Below are 26,964 nucleotides of genomic sequence, written 5' to 3' on the forward strand. Positions count from 1 at the left end.
GTCGCGGCGGTCAAACGCGGGTTTGGTTTGCTCACCCCCCGGGCATGTGGCAGATCGGGCACGAAAGACTGGCGTGGCACGCCGGAGAGAGGACAGCACGTGGAGGAGAACGCCCCGCTCGAGCGCGAGGACGCACAGCTCATCGAGGTGCGGACGGCGGCTATCCCGCACGTGGTGCCCACCCTGCGCACCATCGTCGCCGACATCGCGATGCGCCAGGACTTCGACCTGGACGCGGTCGAGGACCTGCGGATGGCCGTGGACGAGGCCTGTTCGATGCTGTTGCCCTCGGCCGCCGACGGCAAGCTGACCTGCGTGTTCTCCTGGCTCGAGGGCCGGATCGAGGTCACTGTGTCGGTGGTCTCCGACCGGGCCGAGCACGGCGACGAGACCGGTCTGTCCTGGCAGCTGCTGACCGCGCTCGCGACCTCCGCGCGGCGCACCGTGACCCCGGCCGACGGCCGGTACCTCTCCCGGGTGCAACTGGTCCGGGAGAGTGAGGCGGCCAGCTCGTGACGAACCCCGCCGGCGGCGACAAGCCCACCGACGTGGCAGCACTGTTCCACGAGCTGACGCAGCTGCCCGAGCACGCGCCGCGCCGCGAGGAGATCCGGGACCAGCTGGTGCGCGAGCATCTCGAACTGGCGCGCAATCTCGCCCGGAAGTTCCGCAACCGCGACGAGGCGATGGACGACCTCGTGCAGATCGCGACCGTCGGCCTGATCCACGCGGTGGACCGCTACGACCCGGCGCAGGGCACCGATTTCCTCGCCTTCGCGGTGCCGACGATCTCCGGCGAACTGCGCCACCACTTCCGGGACAACAGCTGGTCGGTCCGGGTGCCGAGACGGCTCAAGGAACTCAACGCGACGATCTCGGCAGCCCGCGAGGAATTGACCGTGCGGCTTTCGCGCGCGCCGAAGCCCAGTGAGATCGCGCGGCATCTCGGCGTGCCGATCGAGGACGTCTACGAGGGTCTGCGGGCCGGTCAAGGGCGTTACGGGGCCTCGCTGGACAACCTGCTGGAGAACTCCGCGCACACGCGCTTCGGCGCGCCGGACGCGAACCTCGGCCAAGCCGAACTGCGCGAGGCGCTGCGGCCGATGCTGGACAGTCTGCCCGAGCGCGAGCGCAAGATCGTGGCGTTGCGGTTCGGGTCCGGGATGAGCCAGTCGGACATCGCGCGCCGCGTCGGGGTTTCCCAGATGCAGGTGTCGCGGCTGCTCGCGGCGACGCTGAAAAAGCTCCGTACCGGACTGGCCGAGACTGACATCACCGAGGGCACCTGATTCGCTTTCGGCCGGGTTGGGTAAACACCACATGCGAGCACAGCGGCCGGGAGGTGCAGAAGCCATGACGACGTCGAGGATGCCGACCAGGAGCACCGGGGCGACTGCCGCCACCGTGCTTCTGGAGCTTCCGGACGACGTCACCGCGCCCGCCATCGCGCGGGCACAGGTTCGCGCCGCGCTCGCGCAGCTCGACGTTCCCGCCCAGCTGCGCGACGACGTGCTGCTGGCGACCTCCGAGCTGGTCACCAACGCCTTCGAGCACGGCGACCGGCCGGACCGGCTGGAACTGCGGCTCGACCACGGCGAACTGATGGTGCGGGTCTTCGACACCTCTGCCTCCATTCCGCAGCTGAAGGAACCGGTCGCCCCGTCCGCGGCGCGCAGCCGGGGGCTGCAGCTGGTGCGCGCGCTGTCCCGGCGCTGGGGTTACGACCCGGCCGAGGGCGGCAAGTGCGTCTGGGCGGCGTTCGGCCTCAGCTGACGGCGCCCGCCCACCACGAGCCCGGCCGCGCCGAGCACCCCCAACCCGACTCCCAGCCAGCCCACGATCATGCGCGGCCGTTCGGCGGCCGCACAGCCTTCCGCGCCGTGCGCCTCGGCGATCAGCCAGCTCTCCGGCGAGCTGAGCGCCGTGCCGCAGCCGATCCGGACGCTCGTGGTGTCCGTCGGCGGATCGCCCTGGCCGAACATATTCGCCGGAAGCCCCAGCATCTGGTCGCTTCGCGTGCCGTAGATCGCCCGGACGTCGGCCGGGTTCCCGGCGTCGTCGAGGTAATAAAGGGCAGTCACCGGCAGCAGGAAGAACACGATCCCGGTGATGAAGCACGCCGCGGACGCGAGTCCGATCCACAGCGCCGGCCGCCGGGCGAGCGGCTTGCGCGATCTTCCCGGGAAGGCCTGGTCACCCGGGCTGGGGGACGTCGCGGGGCGGGGGTCGTCGGTCATCGTCGAGCCTCCTGGTCGGGGACGGCAGGCTCGGTTGTAGTCCGGTTCGCCGGGACTGGTCCCCGGCGGGCGCTGTCCGGTTTTGTCTCGTTCGCTCCCGTTGCCGGTGCCTTACGCTCGCCGGATGCTGGACGCAATCGGGGTGACTGGGGAGGAAGAGCGGGTCTACCGGCTCCTCGTGGGGATGTTCGACGCCGGACCGCGGCAGGTGGCCGAGCAGTTGGGGCTGAGCGCGGCGCAGGTGTCGGCGATCCTGCGTTCGCTGCACGCCAAGGGGCTGGTCAGCCTCGTCGCCGGGGACGAGCCACGGTACGCGCCGTCGCCGCCGGACGTCGCGTTCGGGCCGTTGCTGATGCGCGGGCAGGAATCCCTGGAGTGGGCGCGCACCGCGGTGAGCCGGATGGCCGAGGAGTACCGCGGCGGTGCGCGACGGCGGGACGCGACCCAGCTGGTCGAGGTGATCACCGGCAGCGCGGCGATCCGGCAGCAGCTGACGAACATCCAGGTCGGCGCCCGGCACGAGTTGCTGTGGTTCTGCCGGGCCGGGCACATCGCGATGGCGTCGGGCGAGAACGCCGACGAATACGACGCGCTGGCTCGCGGCGTGCGGTACCGGGTCGTTTACGAGCGGGCGATGCTGGAAGAGCCCGGCATGATCGAGAACGTCGCGCACGGGATCCGGCACGGCGAGGAGGCGCGGTCGTCCACCGTGGTTCCGGTGCGGCTGGCGATCGCCGACGGCACCATCGCGTTGTGCCCGCTGGTGCAGAATCTCGACGGCTCCGGCGAACCGACCGCCGCGTTGATCCGCGAGAGCAGTCTGCTGGCCGCGCTGATCGCGTTGTTCGAAAGCTATTGGGAACGCGCGTGGCCGCTGCGCGCGGACGGGACTCCGCAGGACGCTCCCGGCGGCGCCGGTCCGGACCGCGACGAACTGCACCTGCTGTCGCTGCTGGTCGCCGGGGTGACCGACAAGGCGATCGCGACGCGGCTCGCGGTGAGCCAGCGGACCGTGCAGCGGCGGATCCACGACCTGATGACCCGGATGAACGTGCAGACCCGGATGCAGCTGGCGTGGGAGGTCAGCAGGCAGGGCTGGCTCGACGAGCCTGCGGCAGCCGGATAACCGCGTGGGGGTTATCCGGCTGCCTCTTTCTCAGGAGAGCCCGTAGGCCCGGATCACCGTCTGCTGCACCGCGTTCCCGTCTCCGTCGGATCCGTGAACGCGCAGCGCGACGAATCCGTTGGTGCGGTCCAGCCGCGGATGGTCGACCACGGCGCGGAAGCGGCCGCCGCCGAGGCTGTCCATCCGCTTGACGTTCGTCCACGTGCGACCGTCGTCATAGGACACTTCGACGGTCAGCCGCGGATTCTTCGGCGCGGCCATGCCGTCCTGGTTGCGGACGGTGAACTCGACCGGCAGCGAACGCCCGGCGCGGGTCTGCTGCGCCAGATCGGTCTGCACGCCGTAATCCACCTGCAGCAACGGAAGCAGGTCCGTTTTGCCTTCGGCGGGCCGCTTCGACCCGAAGGTCCACGACGTTTCGGTGTGCGTGCCGTAGGCCCAGTCCGGAGTGGACTTGGTCAGCGCCAGGTCGAGCCGGTACTTCGCCGGGTCCGCCGAAGCGGGGAACTTGCCCCACGCCGCCGGGCCTTCCTTGACGAGTTTTCCGTCCTGGTAAAGCTTCGCGCTCACCTGGTCCGGTTGCTCATCGCCCAATTCCGCTTCGGAGAACGCGTAGTGCGAGGTTTCCGGATCGGCGAACTCCGGGATGCGGAAGGCGAAAGTGTCGCCGGTGCGCGAGGTTTCCAGTCCGGCTCCGCGCGGGATCGCCGGGCGGACCACCGGCGCGTACCAGTTTTCCGTCGCTCGCTGTCTGGGGTTGAGCGTATGCGGCTGTTCGAGCATGCCGACCCCTAGCGGCTGGAAAGTGTCCCAGCTGAGCTTGTTGTTCACCCGGTGCTGCCAGATCGTCTCGTCGGTCGAAACGATTTCCTCGCGGGCGGTTCCGGTGTGCGCGTACCGCTGATACTGGTTGATCGCGGTCTTTTCCCACGGCCGCCAGCCGAACCGCTGCTCGGAAAGCCACTCGTCCTTGCCGGTCGCGTGGTAATTCGCGGTGACCGTCGCGGTGTTGCGCTCGCTGACCTGGTAGACGATCTTGTCCGGAATCTGGTCGTGCGTCACCTGCATGATGTCGTACAGGTACGGGCTCACCGGCGTGCCGTGCAGGAGCATGCTCGTGAAACCGAATTTCGCCCGGTCAGCCAGCTTCATGCCCTGTTCGTTCGTGACCCGCACGGCGGGAATCGGCAACCGCTTGCCGCGCGGCTGCCAGTGCGCGTACGTGTGCTCGTCGGGCAGGCTGACGACCATCACCATCGCGGCGCCCGCGGCGGCGGCCAGCTTCGCCGCCTCTTCCGGGTTGGTGCCGTCCTTCGCGGGAGTCACCACCGCGATTTTCCCGCGCGCCTTGGCGTATTGCTCCGGTTTGTTCGCGTCGACCGGGACGACGTCGAGCCATTTCATCCCGGAAATAGTCGGGGACGAGGCGTAGTAGAACAGTTCGGTCTTGATGCCGAGCCACGGCAACGTGGTCGCGGTCAGCATCGGCGCGGTGAGCTGCCACCGGGAGCCGAATTCGAACGTTCCGTTCTTCACCTTCTGCGTCGGCGTCACGTAGATGTGCCGGACGCCGGGGAATTCCATGACGTAGTTCGAGATCTTGCGGGAGCCGAATTCGCGGTGCGCGTAGCTGCTGATGATGTTTTCCAGCGTCGACGGCCGCGGCGTCTTGATCTCGACCGGCACCGCGTTCCGCGCGTCCAGCACCAGGTTCAGGTCCTTGGTGATGGTGAACTCGGGCTTGAGCACGATCGCGAGTTCCTCGTCCGGAGCCAGTCCGGTGTGGAACATCCCGCGGGCGTAGTAGGTGCCCTCCGGGAGTTCGGTGACGAACGGATGGTCGCTTTGGATGGTCCGGACGATGTCGTACCGCATGTCGTCGCCGAAGAGCTGCAGATCCATCGGGTACGCCTTGCCGTCGCGCCCGATGCCGGTGATGCTCACCTTGTGCTTCGGCGGTTCCTTCACCAGGCCGACCGTCGTGTGCACGGCGCCGACGAGAACGCTGCCGGTGTAGTTGCCAGGCACCAGCGCGGCCGAGTCGACAGTGATCGCGACTGTCGCGGTCCCGTTGGCCGGAACCTCCACAGTGGACTTGTCGAGCTTCACCGCGTCGCCAGGAGTGGCACCGTCACCGCGGCGCAGGTCGAGCTTCGGCGTGAGAGTGACCGGCGCGGAAGTCGTGTTGGTGTAAGTGATTTCCTTGCGCACCGGACCGCTGTCGTTGGTTACCGGGCCGAGGTTCAGCGTGCCGGTCGCGAAGACTCCGGGACGCACCGCCGCGGCCGCGACGTCCACTCGCCCGCCGCCCTGCTGGAACGCGTTCAGTCCCGCAGAAGGCTTCGACGTGCTGGCCAAGCCGTCCTTGAGCTGCTGAGCGGTCCATTGTGGATACCGCTGCGCCAGAATCGCCGCCGCGCCAGCGACATGCGGAGTCGCCATCGACGTGCCGGACGCAGCGGTGTAGTACTGATCCACCACCTCGCCGAGCGAAGTGCCGGCCGCGCGCGCCGCGACAATTCCCACGCCGGGCGCGGTGATGTCCGGCTTCACGGCTTGGTCGCCCTGCCGCGGGCCCATGCTGGAGAACGGGGCCAGCTCGTCCTTGCGGTCCACCGCGCCGACGGTCAGCGCGGAATCCGCGGTGCCCGGCGTGCCGATGGTCGACGCGCCTTCCTGGCCGTCGTTGCCCGCGGCGACCACGAACAGCGCGCCAGTGCGGGCGGTGAGTTCGTTGAGGCCGACGCTGAGGTCGTCCGTGCCGTCGGTCGCGCCGCCGCCGAGGCTCATGTTGATCACCTTGGCGCCGGAGTTCGCGGCCCACTCCATCCCTTGCAGGACTTCGGAAGACGAGGCCGTGCCGTCGTCGCCGAGCACCTTGCCGACGTACAGCTTCGCGCCGGGTGCCGCGCCCTTGCGCGTGCCGCCCGCGGCCGCGCCGGTGCCCGCGATGGTCGCCGCGACGTGCGTGCCGTGGCCGAACCGGTCGACGACGTCCGGGCTGGTCGAGAAGTTGGCCGACTTCGCGACCTTGCCCGCGAGGTCCGGGTGGTTGGGGTCGTAGCCGGTGTCGAGCACGGCGACCGCGACGCCGGATCCGTCGAATCCGGCCGCCCACGCCTCCGGCGCCCCGATCTGCGGGACACTGCGGTCGAGCGACGCGTGCACCTTGCGGTCCAGCGTAATCCGTTCCACCGCAACGGAAGCCGCGTGCGGACCGGTGAAGGACTTCCAGAACTCCCCGGCGCGCTTCTTGTCTTCCCGCACCGCACGGCCGTTCACGCTGGGCAGTTCGGCGCCCTGCGTGGTGGCGGCGAGCGCCGGCGCGGCAGCGATCGAGACGCCCTTGGCGTAGTGCGCGATCATCGGCACCGTCGGGCTCGACTCGTCGGCGTACCCCTGCGCGATCAGGTCGGTGACGTTGAACAGGGCTTTGTCGAGGCGCTTGTCCGCGACGAGCGACACCGCGTCGGCCGGGATGACCTGCAGTTTTCCGTCCACTTCGGACTGCGTGAAGCGGATGTTCTCCCGCCCCTTGCCCGGCCGGACCGTCGCGATCTGCCTGCCGCCTTGGACGCTTTCGACTTGCACGACGTCACCGGTGAGCAAGGTGACAGTGTGCCGTTCACCGGGACCAGGCGCCGGTGAACCGCTCGCGGGCTCGGCCGCCGCGGGCGCCGCGTGGCCGAGTGCCGCGACCAGTGCGCCCGTGCAGCCGAGAGTGATGGCTCGTGATCTCCACGTCATCGCACAAGATTCGGGGCGAGCCGGGGTTCACGTCACTAGCTCGCGGTGTCGCCGTTGCGACATGTCGCAACTGGGACAGCGCCTGGTTAGCCAGCCACCGTCGCGTAATACGCCATTAGGCGGTCCGCCAGTTCGTCCGGACGGCTCAGCAGCGCGAGATGGGAGCCGGCCATCTCGTCCGCGTCCACTCCCAGCCGCTCGCGCGCGACCCGGCGCAGCAGATCCGCGGCGAAGAACCGGTCGTCGCGGAAGAGCAAGACCTTCGTCGGCACGTCCGGCAGCCGCTCGCCCGGCCACGGAACGCTGTACTCGGCGCTGTTCTGATCCCGTCCGCGCCGCTCGTTTTCCTCCGCCAGCTCGGCCGGGACGTCCGCCATGAACTGCTCGCTGACGCTCAACCCCTCGGCCGACTCGAAGCCGACGTTGCCCCACCACTCCCCCGGAGCTTCGCCCGGCGCGGGCACCATCCCGGCGACGAACACGAGAAGCCGCGCGCCGACTCGTTCCGCCACGAGCGGCGCGGTGAACCCGCCGTAGGAATGGCCGACCACGACGACGTCCTGCGCGTCGCCGATCGCCGAGACGACGGTGTCGGTGAACTCGGTCAGCGTCGCCCGCGGGTTCTCGATGGGCAGGTCCGGTGCCACGACCTCGTGGCCGGACGCCTCGAGCCGCGCGGCGACCAGGTGCCAGTCCCAGCCGCTGCCGCCGCCCCCGTGGATCAGTGCGAAGGTCGCCATGAGGCCCAGCTTGTCACGCTGGGCAGCGCTTCAGCATGTCCTGCAGCGCGTTCTTCTCCATGTCGGTGATCGTCAGCCCGTAGTAGTGCTTCACCGTGACCCAGTCGGTCGCGTAGGTGCACCAGAACGACACCAGCGGCGGCTTCCACTCGTCCGGAGCCTTGTCGCTCTTCTGCCGGTTCACGCTCGCCGTCACCGCGAACAGCTGCGGCCGGGTGAGGTCGTTCGCGAACTGCTCGCGCTTCTCCTGCGTCCAGTCGCGCGCGCCGCTCACCCAGGCCTGGCCGAGCGGGACCATGTGGTCGATGTCGAGCTGGGTCGCCTTGGTCCAGGTCTGCCCGTCGTACACGCTGAGCCAGGTGCCCGACGTCGGCTTGCAGTCGCTGCCCGCCTTGACGTCCTTGCCCGCGCGCTTGAGGACGGCCTCGCGGGTGTCGCAGTTGTCGCCCTGGCTGTCCCAGTGCTTGAACTTGTCGCGCGAATAGCCGGTCATGGTGCCGCGCGCGCCGATCTTCAGCTCGGACAGCTGCTTCGTCGCGTCCGCGGCGGACGCGGGCGCCGCCTCGGACTGGGTGTTGCCGACTTCTCGCTGGCCGTACCAAAACCCGACGACAGCGATGAGCAGCACGACCGCGAGCAGCACGGTGCGCTTGGTGGGGAACGGCCGGGCCATGGTGCGCGGGATCCTCTCGGGCGGGGACTTCGGGGAGCCGGAGTATGCCTGTCGCCGGGCCGGTAATCGCGCAGACACTCTCGGCAGCGCTCGAGCCGTGGCAAGGACCACGTCGGGCCAGTTGTTGCCGGTCAACGAAAAAGCCCAGATCAGCGGGGGTGGATAACGCTCGCGAAGGTGTCACGCGGGCGCGTCGCGAAACGATTGACTTGAGTGGGGAGCCGGAAAGGAGCGGGTGCGAGATGCCCGGGCGGCTGCGGAAGTGGAACACCCGAGTCGATGACTACCTGCGCCGGAAGGCGGCGGAGGGCGGCAACGTCGTGGCGATGACGCGGGTCGCTGCTGACCTGCGCGAACGCGGCGATGCGGCGGAGGCCGAGGAGTGGTACCGGCGGGCCGCGAACGGCGGCGACCGGATCGCCATGACCGCGCTGGCCCATCTGCTCGCCGAACGCGGCGCCGACGAAGAAGCCGCCCGCTGGTACCACGAAGCCGCGCAGGCCGGCGAACCGCACGGGATGGTCGGATACGCCCGTACCTGCGAAAACCAGGGTCGTCTCGGCGACGCCGAACACTGGTACGCCGCCGCGTTCCAGGCCGGCGCGACCGAGGCGGCCGGGCTGCTGGGCCACCTGCTGGTCCAAGACGGCCGGTACTCCGACGCCGAGGGCTGGTGCCGCGCGGCCGCCGAGGACGGCGACGCGACCGCGATGCTGGACCTCGGCGCTGTCCTGCGAGAACTCGGCGCACCCGAGGAAATGGCGCACTGGTGGCGAGCCGCGGCGGACGCGGGCGAACTCTCCGCGACCTGCTTGCTGGGCCGGGAAGCGGAACGGGCCAACCGGGAGGGCGACGCCGAGCGATGGTTCCGTCGCGGCGCGAAGGGCGGACACGTCGAGGCGAAGGTGCGGCTGGGGCTGCTGCTGCACCGCCGGGGCGACCTCGAAGAAGCGGAGACCTGGTACCTCGAAGCCGCCGAGGCGGGCGACGCGGCGGCGATGACCAACCTCGGCGTCCTCGCCCGCAATCGGCGCGACGACGGCGAGGCCGCGGCCTGGTACCGCAAGGCCGCCGAGCACGGCAGCATCCCCGCGCTCACCAATCTGGGGCATCTCGCCGAGGCCCGCAGCGACCTGGCGCAGGCCGAACGCTGCTTCCGGGTCGCCGCGGAAACCGGCGACGTCCAGGGCATGCTGAGCCTGACCCGGATGCTGCGCGCCCGCGGCGCGACCGCCGAGGCCGACCACTGGCAGGCCCTCGCCGCCGACCGTCCACAGTAGACGCTTTCTCGGGGTCGATCTCCGGGAACTTCCCCGATGTTCCCCGGCGCCGGCGCGGCTAGCGTCGATCGAGTGTTCCGACGCGTGCTTCTCGCCATCCTCGCCGGTATCGCGGTGTTCCTGGTGCCGTGGACCGTCTACCTCGGGCTGACCCTGCCCGAGCACTTCGACACGAGCCAGTGGCGGGTCGCCTGGGTCGGCTTCGACATCGTTCTGCTGTTGTGTTTCGCCGCCTCCGTGCTGCTCGGGATGCGCCGCAGCCGCGCCTCGGTGCCGATGCTGGCCGCGACCGCCGCGCTGCTGTGCTGCGACGCGTGGTTCGACGTCGTCCTCGACTGGGGCGGCCCCGACCAGTGGGCCAGCCTCGGCACCGCGTTGCTCGCGGAGGTGCCGATCGCGGTGTTCCTGATGCTGCGTGCGCGTGCTCTGCTCGCCGGGAACGCGCGACCGCGGCCGTTGACCATGCGCGACATCGCTGTGCACACGAACCCGAACTACCAGCGGTTGCTCCGGTTGCTGCCCGCCACGTCGGCCGAACTGCGCACGCAGATCCCGTCGATCGACGTTCCGGCCGCGCTGCTGACCCTCACCCACGCCGGATACACACGCCGCGCCCGCGACGGCCGCTGGCACTCTGTCCCGCAGAGCACGAACGAAGCCAGGCCGGAGGACTTCCCCGAGGAGGACCGGCCGAAGCTGGCCGCCTACCTGGACGCGAAGTACGACCGCGAGGTGCGCCTGATGGCCTGGGCCGCCGAACGCCGCGACACCTTCGACGGCTGGACCGCCGGGAGCCGCGCCGGCATCCGGCTGAGCCACAAGGACTTGAAGGAGTTCGAGGCGGAGTACCTGGAACTGGTGCACCGCTACGCCGCGCGCAAACCCGGTCCGTCCGACGAGGCGCGTGATCTGGCCGTGCGGTTCTACGCTTTCCCGGAGCCGAAACCCGCTGAGCTGGCGTAGGTTTCGAGGCATGATCCATCACGTGCAGGTCGCCTGCCCAGCGGGCGCGGAGGACGACGAACGCGCGTTCTACACCGGTGTGCTCGGCTGGCCGGAACTGCCGAAACCGCCGCTGCTGGCGGCACGCGGCGGCTGCTGGTTCCAGGTGCCCGGCGTCGGCGGGCCGGACGGCGAACTGCACGTCGGCGTCGAGGCGGATTTCCGTCCGGCGCTCAAGGCGCACCCGGCGTTCGTGGTCGACGTGGATGCGGTCGCCGCCGCGATCGAAGCCTCCGGTCGGTCCGTGACGTGGGCCGACCCCGCGGAAATCCCCGGCAGGCGGCGGTTCCACACCTTCGATGCGGTCGGCAACCGGCTGGAGTTCCTCGAGGGCTGAGCCGCTTACAGTGGGGGGATGAGCCAGGAGGCGGAAGAAGCCGAGCAGCGGATCACGCGACGATTGCGCGAGCTTCGCCTCGAACGCGGCCTGACCTTGGACAAGGTCGCCGCCGCCGCGGACCTCACGCCGGGCTACCTGTCCAGGGTCGAGAGCGGCCAGCGGGTGCCGAGCCTCGGCACGCTGGTGGTTCTCGCGCGGGCGCTGGACGTCAGCGTCGCCGATCTCGTCGCTGCCGAGGAACGCCGCTCGCCGATCGTCAAGCGCGAGGACGCCGTCACGTACGGCACTCGCGGCGCTTCCATGACCCACCTGTCCCCGCCGTCGTCCGCGCTTGAGGCGACGCTCGTGACGCTGCGGGGCAAGTCCGTCCCACCTCGTCCGACCCAGCACCGCGGCGAAGAGTGGCTGCACGTCGTCAGCGGTCAGCTCGAACTGACCCTGGCCGGCGAAACCCACCTCCTGGCCGCGGGCGACTCCGCGCAGTTCCCCGGCAGCACCGACCACACCCTGCGCGGCGCGCCGGACGCGGAAGTCCTCGTCGTGATCGCTTGACTCCCGTTGTGCCTCCGAGGCACGCTAGTTGCCAGACAGGCAACGTTGGGAGATGCTGATGACCGACGCCCCGGTAGCCGAACTCGACCTCGACACCCTGCCCGAACGCCTGGATTCCGTTGCCGCCGAACGCGCGCACCGCAAACGCCAGCTCGCCGTCGCCTTCCGGATGTTCGCCCGGTACGGCTTCGACGAGGGCATCGCCGGGCACCTCACCGCGCGCGACCCCGAGTTCCCGAACCGGTTCTGGGTCAACCCGTACGCGGTGCACTTCTCCCGGATCAAGGTCAGCGACCTGCTTCTCCTTGACGAGAACGGAAAAGTGGTCGAGGGAACGCGGCGCACGAACAAGGCCGCCTTCGCCATCCACTCGACCATCCACGAAGCCCGCGAGGACGTCGTCGCCGTCGCACACGCGCACACGATCCACGGCCGCGCGTGGTCAGCGTTGAATCGTTTGCTGGACCCGATTATCCAGGAATCCTGTGCCTTCTACGAAAACCACGTGCTTTTCGACGAGTACAAAGGCTTGGTCCTGGAACGCGACGAGGGCGTGCGCATCGCCGCCCGGCTCGGCTCGAAACGCGCGGCAATCCTTCGCCACCACGGATTGCTGACCGTCGGCCGCAGCGTCGGCGAGGCGGCGTGGTGGTTCATCACGATGGAACGCGCCTGCCAGATGCAACTCCTCGCCGAAGCCGCCGGTACGCCTCGCGTGATGACCGCCGAAGAAGCCACGCTCGCCGCCCGGCAATTCGGCAGCGCGAACATGGCGCGCAACAACTTCCGCCTGCTGGAGGACCTGATCGTGGAGGAAGAACCCGACGTGCTGGACTGACGAGATTCAGTCGCCCACCGCGTCCCGCCCGCGCTTCACGATCAGCGGATCCGGTTCCCCGACGATCTTTTCGTCCTTGCCCTCGTAGTCGAACCGGGATAGGAAGTACCGCATCGCGTTGATCCGGGCGCGTTTCTTGTCGTTGCTCTTGATCGTGATCCACGGCGCGTGATCGTTGTCCGCGCGGAGGAACATCGCCTCCTTGGCCGCGGTGTAGTCGTCCCATTTGTCGAGCGACTGCAGGTCCATCGGGGACAGTTTCCACTGCCGCACCGGGTCGACCTGCCGGATGATGAACCGGGTGCGCTGTTCGGCCTGAGTCACCGAAAACCAGAACTTCGTGACCGTGATCCCGCTCTCCACGAGCATTTCCTCGAACAGCGGCACCTGGTGCATGAACTGCTCGTACTGGTCGGGCGAGCAAAACCCCATCACCTGCTCGACCCCGGCCCGGTTGTACCAGGACCGGTCGAACAACACCATCTCGCCGGCGGTCGGCAAATGCTGGACGTAGCGCTGGAAATACCACTGGTGCGCTTCCCGGTCACTGGGCTTGGCGAGCGCGACCGTACGAGCGTGCCGCGGGTTGAGGTGCTCCATGAACCGCTTGATGGTGCCGCCCTTGCCCGCGGCGTCGCGCCCTTCGAAGAGAATGACGTGCCGGCTGCCGGTCTCGCTGATCGAATTCTGCAGCTTGAGCAGTTCGACCTGGAGCAGATACTTGGTCTCGTCGTACTCCTCGCGCGGCATCCGCTCGTCGTACGGATAGTTCTCCCGCCAGGTGTCGACGGCCTTGCCGAACGCGTCGATCAACACCGGATCGTCGTCGTGGTCCTCGGCGACCGAATGCCCGTCGATCCCGAGCCGATCGATGTACTCCCGCACGTCCCGCAACATGCGGCCGACCTTAAGCAGGGCAGGTGAACGGGAGGTGTCTCCGGCTTCGCGCTTCCGGTGCGGGAGCCATGGCCGTGGTTACTGCACCTTGACCAGGTACAACTCCGCGCGCCCGTAGAGCGGTGCGGAAATCGTCCAGTGCGCAAGGTAATCCGGCGGTGGCGGACCCCAAACCCGCTCCAACGCGAGGTCCAGCTTTCGCGGCCGTGCGGTGTAGTCGAAGAAGGCGAAGTTCACCCGGAGCAGCCCACGCGACAGATGCCCGGCCCGCGCCTCCAGTTCGGCGATCGCCCCGGGCATGCGGCCGCGGTCGGAAAACACATCGACGATCGCGCAGTCGCAGGTGTAAGCCAGCACGCCGATCTCGTCGGCAGTGCCGACCGTTCTCCCGGCCGCCAGCCTGCCCACTTCGCGGCCGATCTCGGCGTACTGCGCGCTCGTGGTGTAGTTGGACGTGAACGGGGCGAAATCCCGCGGCAGACCGGCCCCGGCATAGCCGACCACACTGGCACCGACCAAAGCCACGACGACAGCTGTCCCGGCTACGCGCTCGATTCGGTGGGCGGAGCGAGCCACGACCGCACAGACGAACAGCGTCGCCGCGACGATTCCGGGGCCGTAATACCAGTGGTACGGCGGCACTTTCAGCTGAACGTACGCCAGGCTGTGCCCCGCTCCGGCTACAGCTAGCGCCGCGCACGGGAGCAGCCGACGGCAAGCCGCGTCACCGCGCAGCGCCAGGACCAGCCAGCGCAACCCGGCCAGCGCCGCCAACCCGACGCACAAGAACGCGAGCACCGTTTGTCCCGGCAGGTTCTGCCAGTACAGTCCGACGCCGTTGCCGAATTCCCATTTCCCCCAAGCCTTTCGCGCGCCTTGCAGGGTCTTGATGACCAGCGTGTCCGGAACGGCGGCTCCCAAGACGACCCAACTGAACGCGAACCAGGGCAACGCGACCAGCGCCGCGCCTTGCACGCTGCGCAGGCCGTCGACCCAGAATCGCCGCCGGAACAGGAAAATCACTCCGGCGAAGAGCAGCAGATCGACTCGGACCAGGCTCAGCGCACCAGCAACCAGCCCGAATGCGAATGGCCGCCGCTCCACGGAAAAGACCAGGAGCCAGCCAAGTCCGGCCGCGCCGAGTTGCACTTCCATGCCGATCGACGACACCAGCAGCGGATTCACCGTCAGCGCCGCAGTCGCGAGAACCGGAAACCAGCGAGGCAATCCGGTGCTCGCGCCCAGCCTCCGCAGCGCCAGCACCAGCAGCACCTGACACGCCACATACAACACGCCCGCAGCGAGAATCGCGTCCCGCAGCACGAACGTCAACGCCGCCAGGGAAAGCACATTCAACGGCGAGGTTGCCGTATTCGAGGTGCTGTCGGCGAGCAATCCCCAATTTCCATGGAAAGCGAGATTGCGGGCGTAGCTCAAGGTGATATAGGTGTCGTCGATCAGATGACCGTGCACCACAACAAAGACCAACGTCGACGCGGCCGCCACGCCGAGAAGCAGCCAATCCACCCGTCTTCGGACAGAAATCGGCTGCGCCTGACCTGATCGAGGCGTCGTCAAACCCAGTGCCATTATTACGTTTCCCCCAGCAGTCTTCGCGCGAAGACAGGTCCGGTGCTATCTCCCCGGAACGTCGCGGACTTGCCCGTCGCGCATGGTCACCCGGAATTTTCGGCTGTAATCGTCATGCGGAGAATCGCCCTCGACGAATTTCACGACGAAAGTTCCGTCCTTCAGCAAGGCGGGCGTCATCGCGTCGTCCGGCCCGTACAGCTCCACTTTGGCCACGTCGGGGCTGGCGACCCCGAACACGACGCTCGGCTGGCGGGGATTGACGACACTGCTGAATCCGCAGATCGGGCGGGCGGCGTTGAGGAAGGCGTAGCTCTCGCGCCCGTGCACCCAGCCCCTGTTGTCGGTGACCATCAGGCCTGAGTTGCTGTCGGAACCTTGGCCGTGGTCGAGAACGCAGACCGCCGCGAGCGAAGCATTGCGGATGACGAGGTAACCCCGCTTCGCGTCCTGATCGACCCTGAGCGTCGAGCGCCAACTTCCCGGGTCAGACAACGCGACTCCGAAAGAGGGTGAGCTGTCGAGACAGGCCTTGAGAACTCGCGCGTCGCTGGCGGCTGGCTTGGCACCGACCGGAACCCGCGTCACGCCCGGACTGGCGTCGTGCACCGGCGAAAACACCAGCGTCGCGCCCAAAGCCAGCCCGCCGACTCCCGCGGCGACCGCCAGTGGCAGGCCCAGTTTCCGCCGCCGCCGTGCGCGCAGTTCCGGAACGAGCCGGTTCCACATGGATTCCTTCAGGAGATCCGGCATCGGCCGTTCGGGCGGCAGGTTGAGATCGTCGGCCATCAGAACTCCTCCCCAGCCAATACGTCGTTGTCTCGCAGGAGCTCCCGCAACCGGGCGCGCGCTCGCGAAATCCGCGCCCGCACGCTCGGTTCGGCGATCCCGAGCACCGCGGCGCCCTCCGCGGTCGACAAACCGCCAAGCAGGCAAAGCTCAACAGCCCGCCGTTCGGCCCGAGGCAGTTTCGCGACCGCGGTCAGCACGACCTTCAGCCGTCGGTCCGCGTCGATCTGACCGGCCACGTCCTCCGCGTGATCGCGCACGACAGTGGTGCGTGTCAGCCGCGGCAGCGCAGCCGCGAACCGGCCGAGGCGGCGCTGTTCCCGGCGAGCCAGGTTGGCGGTCACCGTGAACAGCCACGGCCGGGCGCTGTCGTTCACCAACGTCACCTCGCCGAGGCGTCGCCACGCGGTGAGGAAGGTCAGCGAAGCCAGGTCCTCGGCGGTGGCCCAGGACCCGGTCAACCGGTACGCGTAGTTCCACACCGCGCTGACGTGCCGGTCGAACAACTCCGAGAACGCCACGACGTCGCCCGCCGCGGCTCGCGCCCACAGCTCCTGGTCGCCACCGGGGATGTCCGGGACGTCGTCCTCGGCCGACATCCCCCACCCCCGCCCCTGCTCCGAAACTGTCGTCACAACCCCATGTCCCCGCTCGCCACGACAGCGTTGCATCGGACCCGGGACGAGAGTGATCAGTGTCTCGCCTCGGCGGAAGCGGATGGATATAGTCGGGCCGAGCCAGGCTGGGTCGCCCGGTTCGCTGGGCGGAGGGCTGCGGGGGATGACCGACAACGGGCGCGAAGAGCCGCCGACGAATCCTTTCGCCGCCGTCGGTTACGGATACCCGCCGCCTCCTCCGAAACCCCGGCGGACCGGCTGGATCATCGGCGGGATCGCCGCGCTGGTGGTCGTGCTGGGCACCGGGATCGCCGTCGGAGTCGTGGCCGGGCAGTCGTCCGATCCGCCGCCGAAACCGGTCGCCGCGCCGGGTTATTCGATGAACAACGTCGCCAATGCCTGCGATCTCGTCGATCCCGCCGCGTTGAAGAAGTGGTCGCCCACGCCCAAGGGCCAGCCCGAGCACAAGGAAGTCCGCCCGAGCGAGCACGACGCCGGCAGCCTGAGCTGCCAGCTCCGCTACACCAGCGACGATCTCCTGAACTCCGCCGAAATCCTCCTCGACGTCGATTTCACCGAGGGCACCGCGCCGTCCTCCTACGAGAGCTGGAAACGCGGCACCCTGGCCAAGACCGGCGAGGGCAAGGCATCCGGGCCGATCACCGGAGTCGGCACCGAGGGCTTCTGGCACTCCGAGGTCTACGGCGAACTGGTCGCGAACACGCGCTACGTCCTCTGCGCGGTGGACCAGAACGTCTCGGTCCGCGTCCGGCTCAACTTCAGCCGTACCCGGGAGGTCGCGCAGATGCACCGCGCCGAGGTCCAGCCGATCGCCGAAGCACAGGCCCGGAAGGCGTTGAACGGGCTGAAAGGGATTCGATGACCCACTCGCCTGGCAACCATCCCGTTGCCGGACAACCATATCCGCCGCCCGGCCAGGGATTCGGTTATCCCCCGCCGGCGAAACCGCCGGGCCCCAAGCCGGGAGTGCTCGTGGCGGGCGCGATCGGACTGGTCGTGATCCTGGGCGTCGGAATCGCGATCGGCCTGTCCCTCAGCGGCGGCTCGCCCACTCCGGAAGCGAAGCCGACCCCGTCCGCCGCCCCGACCCCGTCCACCACGGCCTCGCCCACCGCGCCACCGGGCAAGTACTCGATGAGCGGGATCTCCAACGCCTGCGATCTGCTCGACCCCAAGCCGCTGGCGAAATGGTCCGCCACCCCGATCCCGCCGGTCCACCGGGAAGGCCAGCCAAGCGACGGCTACGGCGGCGACCTGAGCTGCAGCCTCCGCTACACCAGCACGTCCAAGACCGACGGCGTCGCCACCAACGAGGCGGGGATCGCCGTCCGCGCGGAGTTCGCCTCGCTGGACCGGCCGCCGGCGTACGAGCAGTGGAACACCAAACCGTCGCAGGGCTGGACCTCCGGCACGATCGCCGGACTCGGCACGCGCAACTATTGGCGCGCGGGCAGCACCACGGAAACCGGCCCGGGCGCGAGTTACATCGTGGGAGTGGAGGACAGCAACGTGACGGTGGAAATCCAGGTCGCGGTCCACCGGGCTCCTGGCGAGGCCCCGCTGAAGATGGATGATCTGTCGTCGATCGCGCAGACCCAGACGCGTGCGGTGCTGGCTCGGCTGAAGAAGCCGTAGATGCACAACGGACCGAGTGCAAAGCACCCGGTCCGTTGATTACTGTCTCGACCAGACAGTGCGCCCGAAGGGATTCGAACCCCTGACCTTCTGATCCGTAGTCAGGACGCTGTCCTGCGGATGCCCGGAACCCCTGGTCACAGCGGGCGCTAGTTGCGTCAAGATGGACGTGTCCGGCATCGGTGGGCAGCAGTTCGTGGACCAGGGCATAGACCAAGATCCACCGACCGCGTGCACTTGAGGCGGTCGTGCTGGCGTGGCCAGCCAACAGGTACCTATGTCGTCCTCGCGACAAGATTCAACTGCGGGCGCTCGAAGGAGACCTAGTCTCCAGTGCCGCAGCGAGTCCGTCGGATGGAGCAGGCCCCTATGCAGCGCCGCCAACGGTTGATTAGCCTTCTGAACAAGTGCACGAGGTCCGAGGGGGTGTCAAGTGGCCGTTGAGGTGTCGGAGGCGCAGGTCGAGAAGGCCTATGAGGTTTTCTTGAAATACGCCGACGTCAGTTCTCCCAAAGAAGCCGCTGACGACCTTGAGGCCATGGGCATGAACCCAGCAGTGATCCAAAAGGTCCGGGAGAAGCACGAGGCCGAGACCGTCCGGATCCGAAACCTCGACGAGCCTCCCTCGGTGTGGCTGGACGGTCGGATCACCTGGTACACGGGTCCGAAGGACACCGACCGCAACTGGCCAGCCATCGTGAGGTCGATGCAGAAGAAGAACTTCGGCGCGGCGAACATCAAGTCCGTCGACGAGGCGTCAACGAAGATCCTCTCGCTGCTTGACCACCCGAAACAGAACGCCTTCCAGACCCGCGGCCTCGTCGTCGGATTCGTCCAGTCCGGCAAGACCACGAACTTCACCGCCGTCATGGCCAAGGCCGCCGACCGCGGCTACAAGCTCTTCATCGTCCTGTCCGGCATTCACAACACCTTGCGGCGGCAGACCCAGCTCCGCCTCGGCGACGACCTGATTCACCCCAACCCTGCCCAGTGGTACGAGGTCACCACGCCCGAGAAGGACTTCTCCCCGCCTGGTGGCAACGCGAAGGCCTACTTCGCGTCCAAAGGCCAGACGATGCTCTTGGTCGTCAAGAAGAACACCGCGCCGCTGCGTAAGCTGCGGGACTGGCTCGACTCGGCTGGCGAGTACCTGACGAACATTCCCACGCTGATCATCGACGACGAAGCCGACCAGTCCACTGTCGCTACCGCGAAGATCAACCCGTTGCTCTACGAGGTCGTGAGCAAGTTCCCTAAAGTCGGCTACATCGGCTACACAGCCACCCCGTTCGCGAACCTGCTGATCAACCCGGGCAACGAACAGGACTTCTATCCCCGCGACTTCATCGTCAACTTGCCCCAGCCGTCGGGCTACCACGGCACCGAGGTCCTGTTCGGCCGCGAACTCCTGCCCGGCGAGGACCCGTCGGAGCTCGAGGGCGGCTTCAACATGATCCGCACCGTGCCCGACGAGGAGGTCGACGAGCTCAAGCCCAAGACCAAGAAGGACGCGGCGGACTTCTACCCGAGCATGACGCACTCCCTGCGGCGTGCCGTCGAGTGGTTCTGGCTGGCCACAGCCGCGCGAAAGGTGCGAGGTGGGGGAAACCCACACTCGACGATGCTCATACACACGACGACCGACACGGCGGTCCACGAGCGCTTCAAGTACCCGTTAGTGGAACTGCGCGAACGGATGCTGCGCGGGCTCGACACCCGCAGCACCGAGCTGCTTGACCGGCTACGGAGCGTGTGGGTCCGAGAGACGGCGCTTGTGCCGGCCGAGGACCTTGGCGCGATCCCGGTCGCATTCGAGGCGCTTCTGGAGCACCTGCCCAAGGTCGTCCACGATACGAAAGTCGTGATCGACAACTACAGAAGCACCGACAGACTTAACTACGAGTCGGGCCCGGTCACGGCCATTGCGGTCGGCGGCAACACCCTGTCGCGCGGCCTGACGCTGGAGGGCCTGATCTCCAGCCTGTTCGTCCGCGCCGTGTCGGCGTACGACACGTTGCTGCAGATGGGCCGCTGGTTCGGCTACCGCAACCACTACGCGGACTTGCCCCGCATCTGGATGACGGACGAGCTCAAGGAGTGGTTCAGCCACCTGGCCACCGTCGAGGCCGAGATGCGCCAGGACATCAACCGCTACATGAACCCTGGCGTCAATCCGCTCAACTTCGCCGTGCGCCTGCGCACGCATCCGAAGATGAGCATCACAGCCAAGGCGAAGATGACCAGCGCTGTCCGGGCCACCGCGGCCTACGGCGGTCTCCTCGTCGAATCCCGGTTCTTCGACGTCACACCCGACGGCACGCCCTGGCTGCAGCGAAACGCCGCGGCTGCACGCGAACTCATCGGCCGGGCGGCCAAGGATGGGATTCGCACACAGTCTCGGGAGGAGACCGCGCTGTTCACGGGCGTTCCGCATGAGGACGTGCTTGACTTTCTGAGCAGTTACTCCTTCCACGAGCGCTCATCCGACGCCGACACCGTCCGGATATCCGAGTACATCCGGCGACGGGTCCGAGCCGGCGCACTGGGGCAATGGAGCGTCGGTGTGATCGGCAACTCGCAGGACAATCCCGACATCAAGAGCTGCGACCTCGGCAACGGAGTGGACGTGCGGATGGTCCGACGCTCCCGGGTGCCGCACGAGGGCGATGGCGAGTTCGACGGCGTTGCGGACATCAAGACCCTGACCAGCCGCCGGGACGAGGCGCTCGACCTCAACGCGCCCAACACCACGAGCATGAGCCGCAAGGACCTCGTCGATCTCCGCCGGCACCAGCGACCGACCGAGGGGCTCCTCCTGCTGTATCCGATCGAGCCCAGGTCGGAGCCGACAGCCAAGCGACGCTTAGCGCTCGACGCCCCGACCGACGACGTCGTCGTGGGAGTTGCACTGGTCTTCCCGGAACCGCGAGACAAGGACTCCAACGTCGAGTACATGAGCGCGGACCTCTCCCAAGTAGTCGTGGAGGAAGAAGACACCTCGATCTTCGACCAGGACGACGTATGACTGCGGACGGCACGCGCCTCGAGGAGCTCTGGTCCGCGGCCGGGGCGAAGCCACCCGTCAGTCTTTTCCGGACGGCCGACTGCGACGTCGCGACGCCACACGGCCCCGTCCTCGCGGCGGTCCGCGACACCGGCGAGCGGTACCTGCTTGTACCGATCGACGCGAAACACACCGTCAGGGAAGACATCGACGGTCGCGCAGTGACTCTGCGGCGGCAGATCCTCGAGGACGACGCGAGCTACAACGTGTACGCAGCGCTCGCCCTGGCTGATGACCGGTTGCGTGACCTTTTCACGGCGTTATGCGCCGAAGTAGTGGAGAGGATCGCAGCCAAGCCGAACCAGGCGGTCGCGGCCCTGCGGCAGACTCTTGCCGACTGGCGTTCTCTGCTGTCGGGGTCCAGGCGGACCTTGAGCCCCTCCGAGCTGGCTGGGCTGTTCGGGGAGCTGACGATGCTACGGGCGATGCTGGAACACGATCCCGGCGCGGTCGCGTTCTGGACGGGCCCCGCGAAGAGCGAGCAGGACTTCCACCGCGCCGACATTGCGCTGGAGGTCAAGTCGACGACGTCGCTCGAGTCCCACACCGTTCGCATCCACGGTCTCGGGCAGCTCGACCGTGGCTCTGGTCGGCTGCTGCTGACTTGGGTCCGGCTCCGCCCTGGTCAGGGCCGTTCCGTCCCTGATCTCGTCGACGAAATCCTCTCGATGACGGACGACCAAGCTGCATTCCTCGGCGCTCTCGTGCAGGCCGGCTATCTCGAGATCGAGCGGGAGATCTACTCGCGACGGGTTTTCGAAGTGACCGAGCGCCGCACGTTCGAAGTAGGCCCCGGCTTCCCTCGTGTGATCGTCGCAGGGCTGGCGGGCGATGCGACCCTCGCCGGCCTTGACCACATCGACTACGACGTCGATCTGGAGAGTCCACCGGCCGCCGCGGCACGTGTCGACGTCGATCCGATCGAGACGTTCCTGGAGCTCACGTGACGACGCCGACGTGGTGGTCGCAGCCCTTCCCGCCGACGGGAGCGATCGCTTCAGAGGGCATCCGGAATCAGCTCGGCCGCCCGTCCGTCGACTCCCTCACGGTTTTCGTGAGGGAGACTGCCCAGAACTCGTGGGACGCACGCATCGGCGACCGTCCTACCGAGTATCGCCTCGAGCTCACCACGGTCGCTCCCACCCACCGCCCGAACTGGGAGCGTCTTCTGAGCCCGCCGCATGGGCGAGAACCTCACCTGGGCATCGGTGGGCTCGTGCGGACCCCGAACGTGCGTCTGTTGTCCGTCGTGGACCGCGGTACGCGTGGGCTCGGCGGTCCCACTCGCGCCGACGAACTCGCAGGCGATCGCCGCGACTGGGTCTCGTTCGTGCTCAACGTCGGTGAGAAGCGCGACACCTTCCAAGGCGGTGGCACGTACGGCTATGGCAAGGCAGTGCTCTACCGCCTCTCCCGGGTCGGCACGATTCTGGTTTACACCCGCACGGAAGTCCCCGACGTCGGGCTCGAGTCCCGCCTGATCGGAATTGCCATGCGCGAGTCGTTCGACGGTCGGGAGACCCCGAGCGACGAGCCCCGACCGTTCACCGGCCGGCACTGGTGGGGTGATGTCCGGAAGGACTATGTCGAGCCCTTGCGCGGCCCGGACGCCGACAGCGTCGCCCGCGGCCTCGGCCTGCAACCGTTCGCCGAGGGCGAGTCCGGGACCACGCTGACGGTGCTCGATCCCGACCTCGGCGAGTTCGAGGACGTCGAGGAAGCGGCCCGCCACCTCGCGAACACCATTGCCTGGCAACTCTGGCCAATCATGCTGCCGGAGCGCGAGGAGAAGCGGCTGATCGCCGAGGTGCGCGCGGACGGGACGACCTTCCCAGTGCCGGACCCGGCCGATACCTACCCGCTGGAGATGTTCGTCGCCGCCTACCGCAGGCAGCGCGACGGCGACGGCACCGTCCTGGAGTGCCGCAGCCCCAAGCGTGTCCTCGGCCGCTTCGCCGTGGAACACGAGTTTGTCGTCCCGATGACGCCGGGATCCGCCAGTCTCGCCGCGGAGTGCGCAGGTGTCCCTGGCGACCCGCACCACGTGTGCCTGATGCGCTCGCCTGAGCTCATCGTCCGCTACCTCGAGCAGACGGAGACCGGATCGGTGAACCGGGCGTACGCCGGGGTGTTCCGCGCCGACGATGACCTCGATGACGTCTTCGCGGCGAGTGAGCCGCCGACGCACGACCATTGGGTCCACGAGCAGCTATCCGGGCACGACAAGACCTTCGTCCGTGTGGCTTTTCGTCGGATCAGGGAGCACTTGGCCAGCTACAAGGCCGCCGTCGTCGCGACCGTGCGCGCCGAGGGGAGTACCGTCCTCGGAGCGGCAAGCAACTTCCTAGGCGGGATCGTCGCCGCCGCGTTCGCTCGGCCCGAAGCCGTTCGCCAAAGCGCGGCGTCCGCAAGCAAAGGTCCGGGGGGACGAGTCGGCGCCGGAAACGGCGGCTCAGAGGGCAGCGCTCGTCCGTTGCCGATCCCTCACGACAAGATCCGCGTCACCGCGCTGACTGAGCCGACCGTCGACGAGCACGGGGGCCGGGTCGTCCTCGTCCAACGCTTCTCAGTCACCGGACCGGGTCCTGTTCTGCTCCAGGCCCGGTTGTCGGTCGGGCTCGGAGATCGAGCCAGGGAAGATGAGGCACCCGTCGGTGCCGCATGTCCGCAAGTGCTCCGCTGGGCCACGCCTTACGGCTTGTGGGAATCGGAGACCTGCATCGTGGCGAGCCCCTCCCAGGTCGAGCTCGCCGTACTGCCGGTGTCTGACACAATCACCGACATCACCGTCGTCGGGATCCGGGCAGACGGGGCGGTCGAGCCGTGAGCCGCGCCTACCCCTACCGGTGCCCCTCGGTCGACGTCGTCGCTGCCGGCCCGTGGCTGCGCCTCACGGCCGACTCGGTCGACGAGCTGCCGCCCGATCTCCCGGAGTGGGACTACGGCACCGTGCTTCACCTACGGCGCCCGATGCGAGTCGACGGCATGCGAGCACGCTCGACCTGCGGCCTGCCGCCGGACTCCGAACTGATGTTGACTGTCGTATGGTCCGCGACCAACTCCTCGCTGCGCGGCCGAGCCTGGCAGGCACCGATCATCGCAGCGGCCGAGGTCGAGCTGGAGATCGACTTCGCGCTCTCGGGCGATGAGCTCGGCGGCCGACTCGACCTCGAGACCTGCCTAACACTCCGTTCCCCTGGATCACATGGCTCGCTGGCCGCGCCGACCCGCCCGGGCAGCGTGCTGTGGCGCGACGCCCGCACCGTGATGCTGCAGGGCGACGCGGTGCTCTTCCCGCTCTCCATCGTCGACTTCGAGTACCTCCCATACCCCACCGGCGCAGCCTGGCATTTGGAGCTCGGCCACGATCTCGAGTCACAGGCCCTCGGCTCGATCCTGTTGTTGGCCAACAAGCGTCGTGAGGCTGTCACCGCTGCGCTCGAAGCGGCATCGGACCCGACGGACGCCGACCGACGCGTCCTGTCCGCCATTCGCAGCGACGTCATCCGATCACTTGTCGAGCGCGCCCTCGTCGACGACGAATTCGACCCGGAGGCCGACTACCCCACGGGATCTGTTGGGGCCCTGCTCGCGTCCGTACTGCGATCGACATTTCCCGACCGCTCTCTCGATGCACTGCGCCGCGACCGCCGTCACGAGCCGATCTTGTTCACCACGCGCATTCAGAACGCCACCGGTCTGTTGGCGGACGCATGAGCAGCAGCATTCTCTACCCCCGCCTGCTCGACGCCGCCGCGATGGACATGCACCGGAGCTACACCCACCTGACCGTCGAGGAGCTAGCGGACCGCCACGCCTTCCACCACCCCTCGGCCGTCTTCGCCGCCACCGGTGGTGACCGCGTACCCCGCCAGCACCTCGAGGACCTCCGAGAGCGTGTCCTGAAAGCCGCCGAGGAAGCGGGCTTCCCCAGTGGCGGACGCCGCCGCGACCACACGGAGTTCGACCTCGACATCGCCCGCTTGCTCCACGAGCGCATGGGTCTCGTTGCCGCCGAGGCCGCGGTCCGGCCAATTTGGGCGTTTCTCGCGCTCGTCGTGCTGCCCGACGTCTCTTACTGGCGTTACCGCGATCCTCCCGTCGACCGGATCCTCGGGACCGACATCACCCGCCACGTGTGGGGCCGGCTGTGGTGGCGGGCCCACCTGCTCGCCGTCCCGAACGAGACGGATCCGTATCGGCTGCTGAGGATCTTCAACGAGTCGGACTTCGACCAGATATATGCACGTCGCTCGCTCCTGGGAGGCAGCCGTTCAGTGGTGCGCGCGTTTGCCGACGTGTGGCCCAGTGTCGACACGGGAGGCTTCCCACCTCGCCTGGTGCTGCGGGACGTCCTCAAGCGGATCCTGCGTGCTGCGGCCATAATCGAGTTCGACGCCCTGGACTACGCCGATCTCTGCGGCGAGATCCGCCGCGAGGCGGCCACCTCGGTGGCCGCGTTCCGCCGCGAGGACCGTCAGGCACCGTAAATCAGCCGCGCACGGCGCGCCACGTTACCGTCGACTTCTGGCCAGCAGTTGGAGTCTCGGGAGGCCAGGAACAACGTAACCCATACCTCGGCCGGCGCGCCGCCGAGCGGAGACACGCCGTAGCCGGCTATTGTGATTACGTGTCTGCCAGCATGGGACAACCAGCCACGCCGCGACGGCGTCGACCGACCTCGCGAGCGTTCCGCGTGCTTGACCTGTTTGCGGGCGCAGGCGGCTTGACCCAGGGTTTCCGGGAAGCTGACAGCCGGTTCAAGTCGGTGCGTGCCGTTGAGATGGACGTCGCGGCAGCCGCCTCCTACGCGCATACCTTCGGTGACGTCGTCTATCCCGGAAGCATCGAAAATTGGCTTCGAGATGAAGACGTCCCGAGTGTGGACGTCGTTGTCGGCGGGCCTCCGTGTCAGGGGTTTTCAACGCTCGGCAAACGCGACGCGGAAGATGTGCGCAACACGCTCTGGCAGGAGTACGTCGAGACAGTCCGCCTGGCCCGACCGAGCTACTTCGTGCTCGAGAATGTCCCGCAGTTTCTGAAGTCCCCGCAGTTCGAACTTTTTCGCGCTGCCACGCGCCGCGGCGGTCAGCTCGCCGACTACGACTTCACCGCCACGGTCCTGAATGCAGCGGACTACGGAGCGCCACAGGCCCGGAAACGTGTGATCGCCATCGGCCGTCATCGAGACTTGCCCCCCATCGGCCCACCGCCCCCGACACACGTCGGACAACATGTGACTGTGAGGGAGACCCTGAAGGAAGATCTCGTCCAGAAGCACGTCGTGCACGTTGACCTTCCCGACGTCCACACAGACTTCCACGGTGTCGAGTTCCCGGGCGCGTTCAAGAGCGCTGAGCTTCATGTGACCCGCTACTACACCGAGCGCTCCCTCGCTCGCTTCGCGACGATCCCTCCTGGCGGCAATCGCTTCGACATCCGTGAGGACCTGCTCTCCGCGTGTTGGCGGAAGCATCAAACGGGCTCGGCTGACGTCATGGGCAGACTCCACTGGGATAAGCCCTCGGTCACGATCCGCACCGAGTTTTTCAAGCCAGAGAAGGGGCGCTACCTCCATCCCACCGAGCACCGGGCCATCACTCATTACGAAGCAGCCTTGCTCCAGGGTTTCAGCCCAGAACATCAGTGGGTCGGGTCGAAGATATCGATCGCTCGCCAGATCGGTAACGCCGTCCCGGTTCCTTTGGGCAGGGCCATCGCCAAGCACCTGGCCAAGGCACTCGAAGCTTCGAAGTAGTCCTCAGCACGCACGACATGTGAGGTTCACCCCGGGTCGTGGACACCGAGTTAGCAGG

25 protein-coding genes and 1 tRNA gene are annotated in these 26,964 nt (G+C 67.9%); 17 read left to right on the plus strand and 9 right to left on the minus strand.

The window, feature by feature from the left end; all coding sequences use genetic code 11:
• The first annotated feature begins 99 nt into the window (after positions 1-99).
• The 3 genes from EIZ44_RS30160 (at position 100) to EIZ44_RS30170 (ending at position 1,773) form a co-directional block, all read left to right on the plus strand.
• Positions 100-516 carry an ATP-binding protein gene (locus EIZ44_RS30160; protein WP_037807276.1) on the plus strand — a complete coding sequence of 139 codons (417 nt, stop codon included), beginning with the start codon at positions 100-102 and terminating at the stop codon, positions 514-516.
• A complete protein-coding gene (locus tag EIZ44_RS30165; RefSeq protein WP_037807274.1) occupies positions 513-1,289 on the plus strand; it encodes a SigB/SigF/SigG family RNA polymerase sigma factor in 777 nt (258 codons plus the stop codon). The genes EIZ44_RS30160 and EIZ44_RS30165 overlap by 4 nt, the downstream gene beginning before the upstream one ends.
• Positions 1,290-1,353: 64 nt before the next feature.
• Entirely contained in the window at positions 1,354-1,773 is a 420-nt protein-coding gene (locus EIZ44_RS30170) for an ATP-binding protein (RefSeq protein ID WP_167754323.1), read from the plus strand.
• On the opposite strand, the gene EIZ44_RS30175 is transcribed toward EIZ44_RS30170, so the two are convergent.
• Positions 1,719-2,237: a hypothetical protein gene (locus EIZ44_RS30175; protein ID WP_134732649.1), complete on the minus strand. Its 519-nt coding sequence runs from the start codon at positions 2,235-2,237 to the stop codon at positions 1,719-1,721. The two genes, EIZ44_RS30170 and EIZ44_RS30175, sit on opposite strands and share 55 nt — an antisense overlap.
• Before the next feature lie 124 nt (positions 2,238-2,361).
• Between EIZ44_RS30175 and EIZ44_RS30180 the strand changes: the two genes are divergently transcribed.
• Positions 2,362-3,363, plus strand: coding sequence for a helix-turn-helix transcriptional regulator (locus EIZ44_RS30180; RefSeq protein ID WP_037807267.1), 1,002 nt, complete (start codon positions 2,362-2,364; stop codon positions 3,361-3,363).
• A gap of 30 nt (positions 3,364-3,393) precedes the next feature.
• Here the strand turns inward: EIZ44_RS30180 and EIZ44_RS30185 are convergent, their stop codons facing one another.
• From EIZ44_RS30185 to EIZ44_RS30195, 3 genes are all read right to left on the minus strand, one after another.
• Positions 3,394-7,110 (minus strand): S8 family peptidase, encoded by a 3,717-nt coding sequence (locus tag EIZ44_RS30185; protein ID WP_134732650.1) that lies wholly within the window; start codon positions 7,108-7,110, stop codon positions 3,394-3,396.
• A gap of 86 nt (positions 7,111-7,196) precedes the next feature.
• Positions 7,197-7,850 (minus strand): alpha/beta fold hydrolase, encoded by a 654-nt coding sequence (locus EIZ44_RS30190; protein ID WP_134732651.1) that lies wholly within the window; start codon positions 7,848-7,850, stop codon positions 7,197-7,199.
• Positions 7,851-7,863: 13 nt separating this feature from the next.
• Positions 7,864-8,523 (minus strand): HNH endonuclease family protein, encoded by a 660-nt coding sequence (locus EIZ44_RS30195; RefSeq protein WP_134663874.1) that lies wholly within the window; start codon positions 8,521-8,523, stop codon positions 7,864-7,866.
• A 242-nt stretch (positions 8,524-8,765) separates the two neighbouring features.
• Between EIZ44_RS30195 and EIZ44_RS30200 the strand changes: the two genes are divergently transcribed.
• From EIZ44_RS30200 to EIZ44_RS30220, 5 genes are all read left to right on the plus strand, one after another.
• Positions 8,766-9,803 (plus strand): tetratricopeptide repeat protein, encoded by a 1,038-nt coding sequence (locus EIZ44_RS30200; RefSeq protein ID WP_037807259.1) that lies wholly within the window; start codon positions 8,766-8,768, stop codon positions 9,801-9,803.
• A 72-nt stretch (positions 9,804-9,875) separates the two neighbouring features.
• Entirely contained in the window at positions 9,876-10,766 is an 891-nt protein-coding gene (locus EIZ44_RS30205; RefSeq protein WP_238603573.1) for a hypothetical protein, read from the plus strand.
• 10 nt (positions 10,767-10,776) lie between these two features.
• Entirely contained in the window at positions 10,777-11,142 is a 366-nt protein-coding gene (locus EIZ44_RS30210) for a VOC family protein (protein ID WP_134732652.1), read from the plus strand.
• Between the two features lie 18 nt (positions 11,143-11,160).
• Entirely contained in the window at positions 11,161-11,697 is a 537-nt protein-coding gene (locus EIZ44_RS30215; RefSeq protein WP_051728593.1) for a helix-turn-helix domain-containing protein, read from the plus strand.
• A gap of 58 nt (positions 11,698-11,755) precedes the next feature.
• On the plus strand, positions 11,756-12,535 hold the full coding sequence (locus EIZ44_RS30220; protein WP_134732653.1) for a class II aldolase/adducin family protein: 780 nt from the start codon (positions 11,756-11,758) through the stop codon (positions 12,533-12,535).
• 6 nt (positions 12,536-12,541) lie between these two features.
• On the opposite strand, the gene ppk2 is transcribed toward EIZ44_RS30220, so the two are convergent.
• The 4 genes from ppk2 to EIZ44_RS30240 form a co-directional block, all read right to left on the minus strand.
• Positions 12,542-13,432 (minus strand): polyphosphate kinase 2, encoded by an 891-nt coding sequence (gene ppk2 / locus EIZ44_RS30225; RefSeq protein WP_134732654.1) that lies wholly within the window; start codon positions 13,430-13,432, stop codon positions 12,542-12,544.
• Positions 13,433-13,510: 78 nt separating this feature from the next.
• Positions 13,511-14,959, minus strand: a complete 1,449-nt coding sequence (locus EIZ44_RS30230; RefSeq protein WP_240691454.1) for a hypothetical protein — start codon at positions 14,957-14,959, stop codon at positions 13,511-13,513.
• Positions 14,960-15,067: 108 nt separating this feature from the next.
• The gene (locus EIZ44_RS30235; protein ID WP_134732655.1) at positions 15,068-15,811 is read right to left on the minus strand and encodes a hypothetical protein; all 744 of its coding nucleotides are present in this window, start codon (positions 15,809-15,811) and stop codon (positions 15,068-15,070) included.
• Positions 15,811-16,410, minus strand: coding sequence for an RNA polymerase sigma factor (locus EIZ44_RS30240; protein ID WP_134732669.1), 600 nt, complete (start codon positions 16,408-16,410; stop codon positions 15,811-15,813). The genes EIZ44_RS30235 and EIZ44_RS30240 overlap by 1 nt, the downstream gene beginning before the upstream one ends.
• 181 nt (positions 16,411-16,591) lie before the next feature.
• Here EIZ44_RS30240 and EIZ44_RS30245 point away from each other — a divergent pair, with 181 nt between their 5' ends.
• Positions 16,592-17,311, plus strand: a complete 720-nt coding sequence (locus EIZ44_RS30245) for a hypothetical protein (protein WP_134732656.1) — start codon at positions 16,592-16,594, stop codon at positions 17,309-17,311.
• Complete coding sequence (locus tag EIZ44_RS30250) at positions 17,308-18,084, plus strand: hypothetical protein (protein WP_134732657.1); 777 nt, start codon at positions 17,308-17,310, stop codon at positions 18,082-18,084. The genes EIZ44_RS30245 and EIZ44_RS30250 overlap by 4 nt, the downstream gene beginning before the upstream one ends.
• Positions 18,085-18,143: 59 nt before the next feature.
• Here EIZ44_RS30250 and EIZ44_RS44905 read toward each other — a convergent pair.
• Positions 18,144-18,234 (minus strand) — tRNA-Arg (locus EIZ44_RS44905).
• Positions 18,235-18,517: 283 nt separating this feature from the next.
• Between EIZ44_RS44905 and EIZ44_RS30255 the strand changes: the two genes are divergently transcribed.
• The 6 genes from EIZ44_RS30255 (at position 18,518) to EIZ44_RS30280 (ending at position 26,906) form a co-directional block, all read left to right on the plus strand.
• Positions 18,518-21,109, plus strand: coding sequence for a Z1 domain-containing protein (locus EIZ44_RS30255; RefSeq protein WP_205673359.1), 2,592 nt, complete (start codon positions 18,518-18,520; stop codon positions 21,107-21,109).
• Positions 21,106-22,095 carry a PD-(D/E)XK motif protein gene (locus tag EIZ44_RS30260; protein WP_134732658.1) on the plus strand — a complete coding sequence of 330 codons (990 nt, stop codon included), beginning with the start codon at positions 21,106-21,108 and terminating at the stop codon, positions 22,093-22,095. The genes EIZ44_RS30255 and EIZ44_RS30260 overlap by 4 nt, the downstream gene beginning before the upstream one ends.
• Positions 22,092-23,975, plus strand: coding sequence for a hypothetical protein (locus EIZ44_RS30265; protein WP_134732659.1), 1,884 nt, complete (start codon positions 22,092-22,094; stop codon positions 23,973-23,975). Before EIZ44_RS30260 ends, EIZ44_RS30265 begins: the two co-directional genes overlap by 4 nt.
• Positions 23,972-24,865, plus strand: coding sequence for a hypothetical protein (locus tag EIZ44_RS30270; protein ID WP_134732660.1), 894 nt, complete (start codon positions 23,972-23,974; stop codon positions 24,863-24,865). Before EIZ44_RS30265 ends, EIZ44_RS30270 begins: the two co-directional genes overlap by 4 nt.
• Entirely contained in the window at positions 24,862-25,638 is a 777-nt protein-coding gene (locus tag EIZ44_RS30275) for a DUF6339 family protein (RefSeq protein ID WP_134732661.1), read from the plus strand. The genes EIZ44_RS30270 and EIZ44_RS30275 overlap by 4 nt, the downstream gene beginning before the upstream one ends.
• Positions 25,639-25,778: 140 nt before the next feature.
• Positions 25,779-26,906 carry a DNA cytosine methyltransferase gene (locus EIZ44_RS30280; protein ID WP_240691455.1) on the plus strand — a complete coding sequence of 376 codons (1,128 nt, stop codon included), beginning with the start codon at positions 25,779-25,781 and terminating at the stop codon, positions 26,904-26,906.
• Positions 26,907-26,964 lie beyond the last annotated feature (58 nt).

Source organism: Amycolatopsis nivea (assembly GCF_004522235.1).
GTDB classification, from domain to species: domain Bacteria; phylum Actinomycetota; class Actinomycetes; order Mycobacteriales; family Pseudonocardiaceae; genus Amycolatopsis; species Amycolatopsis nivea.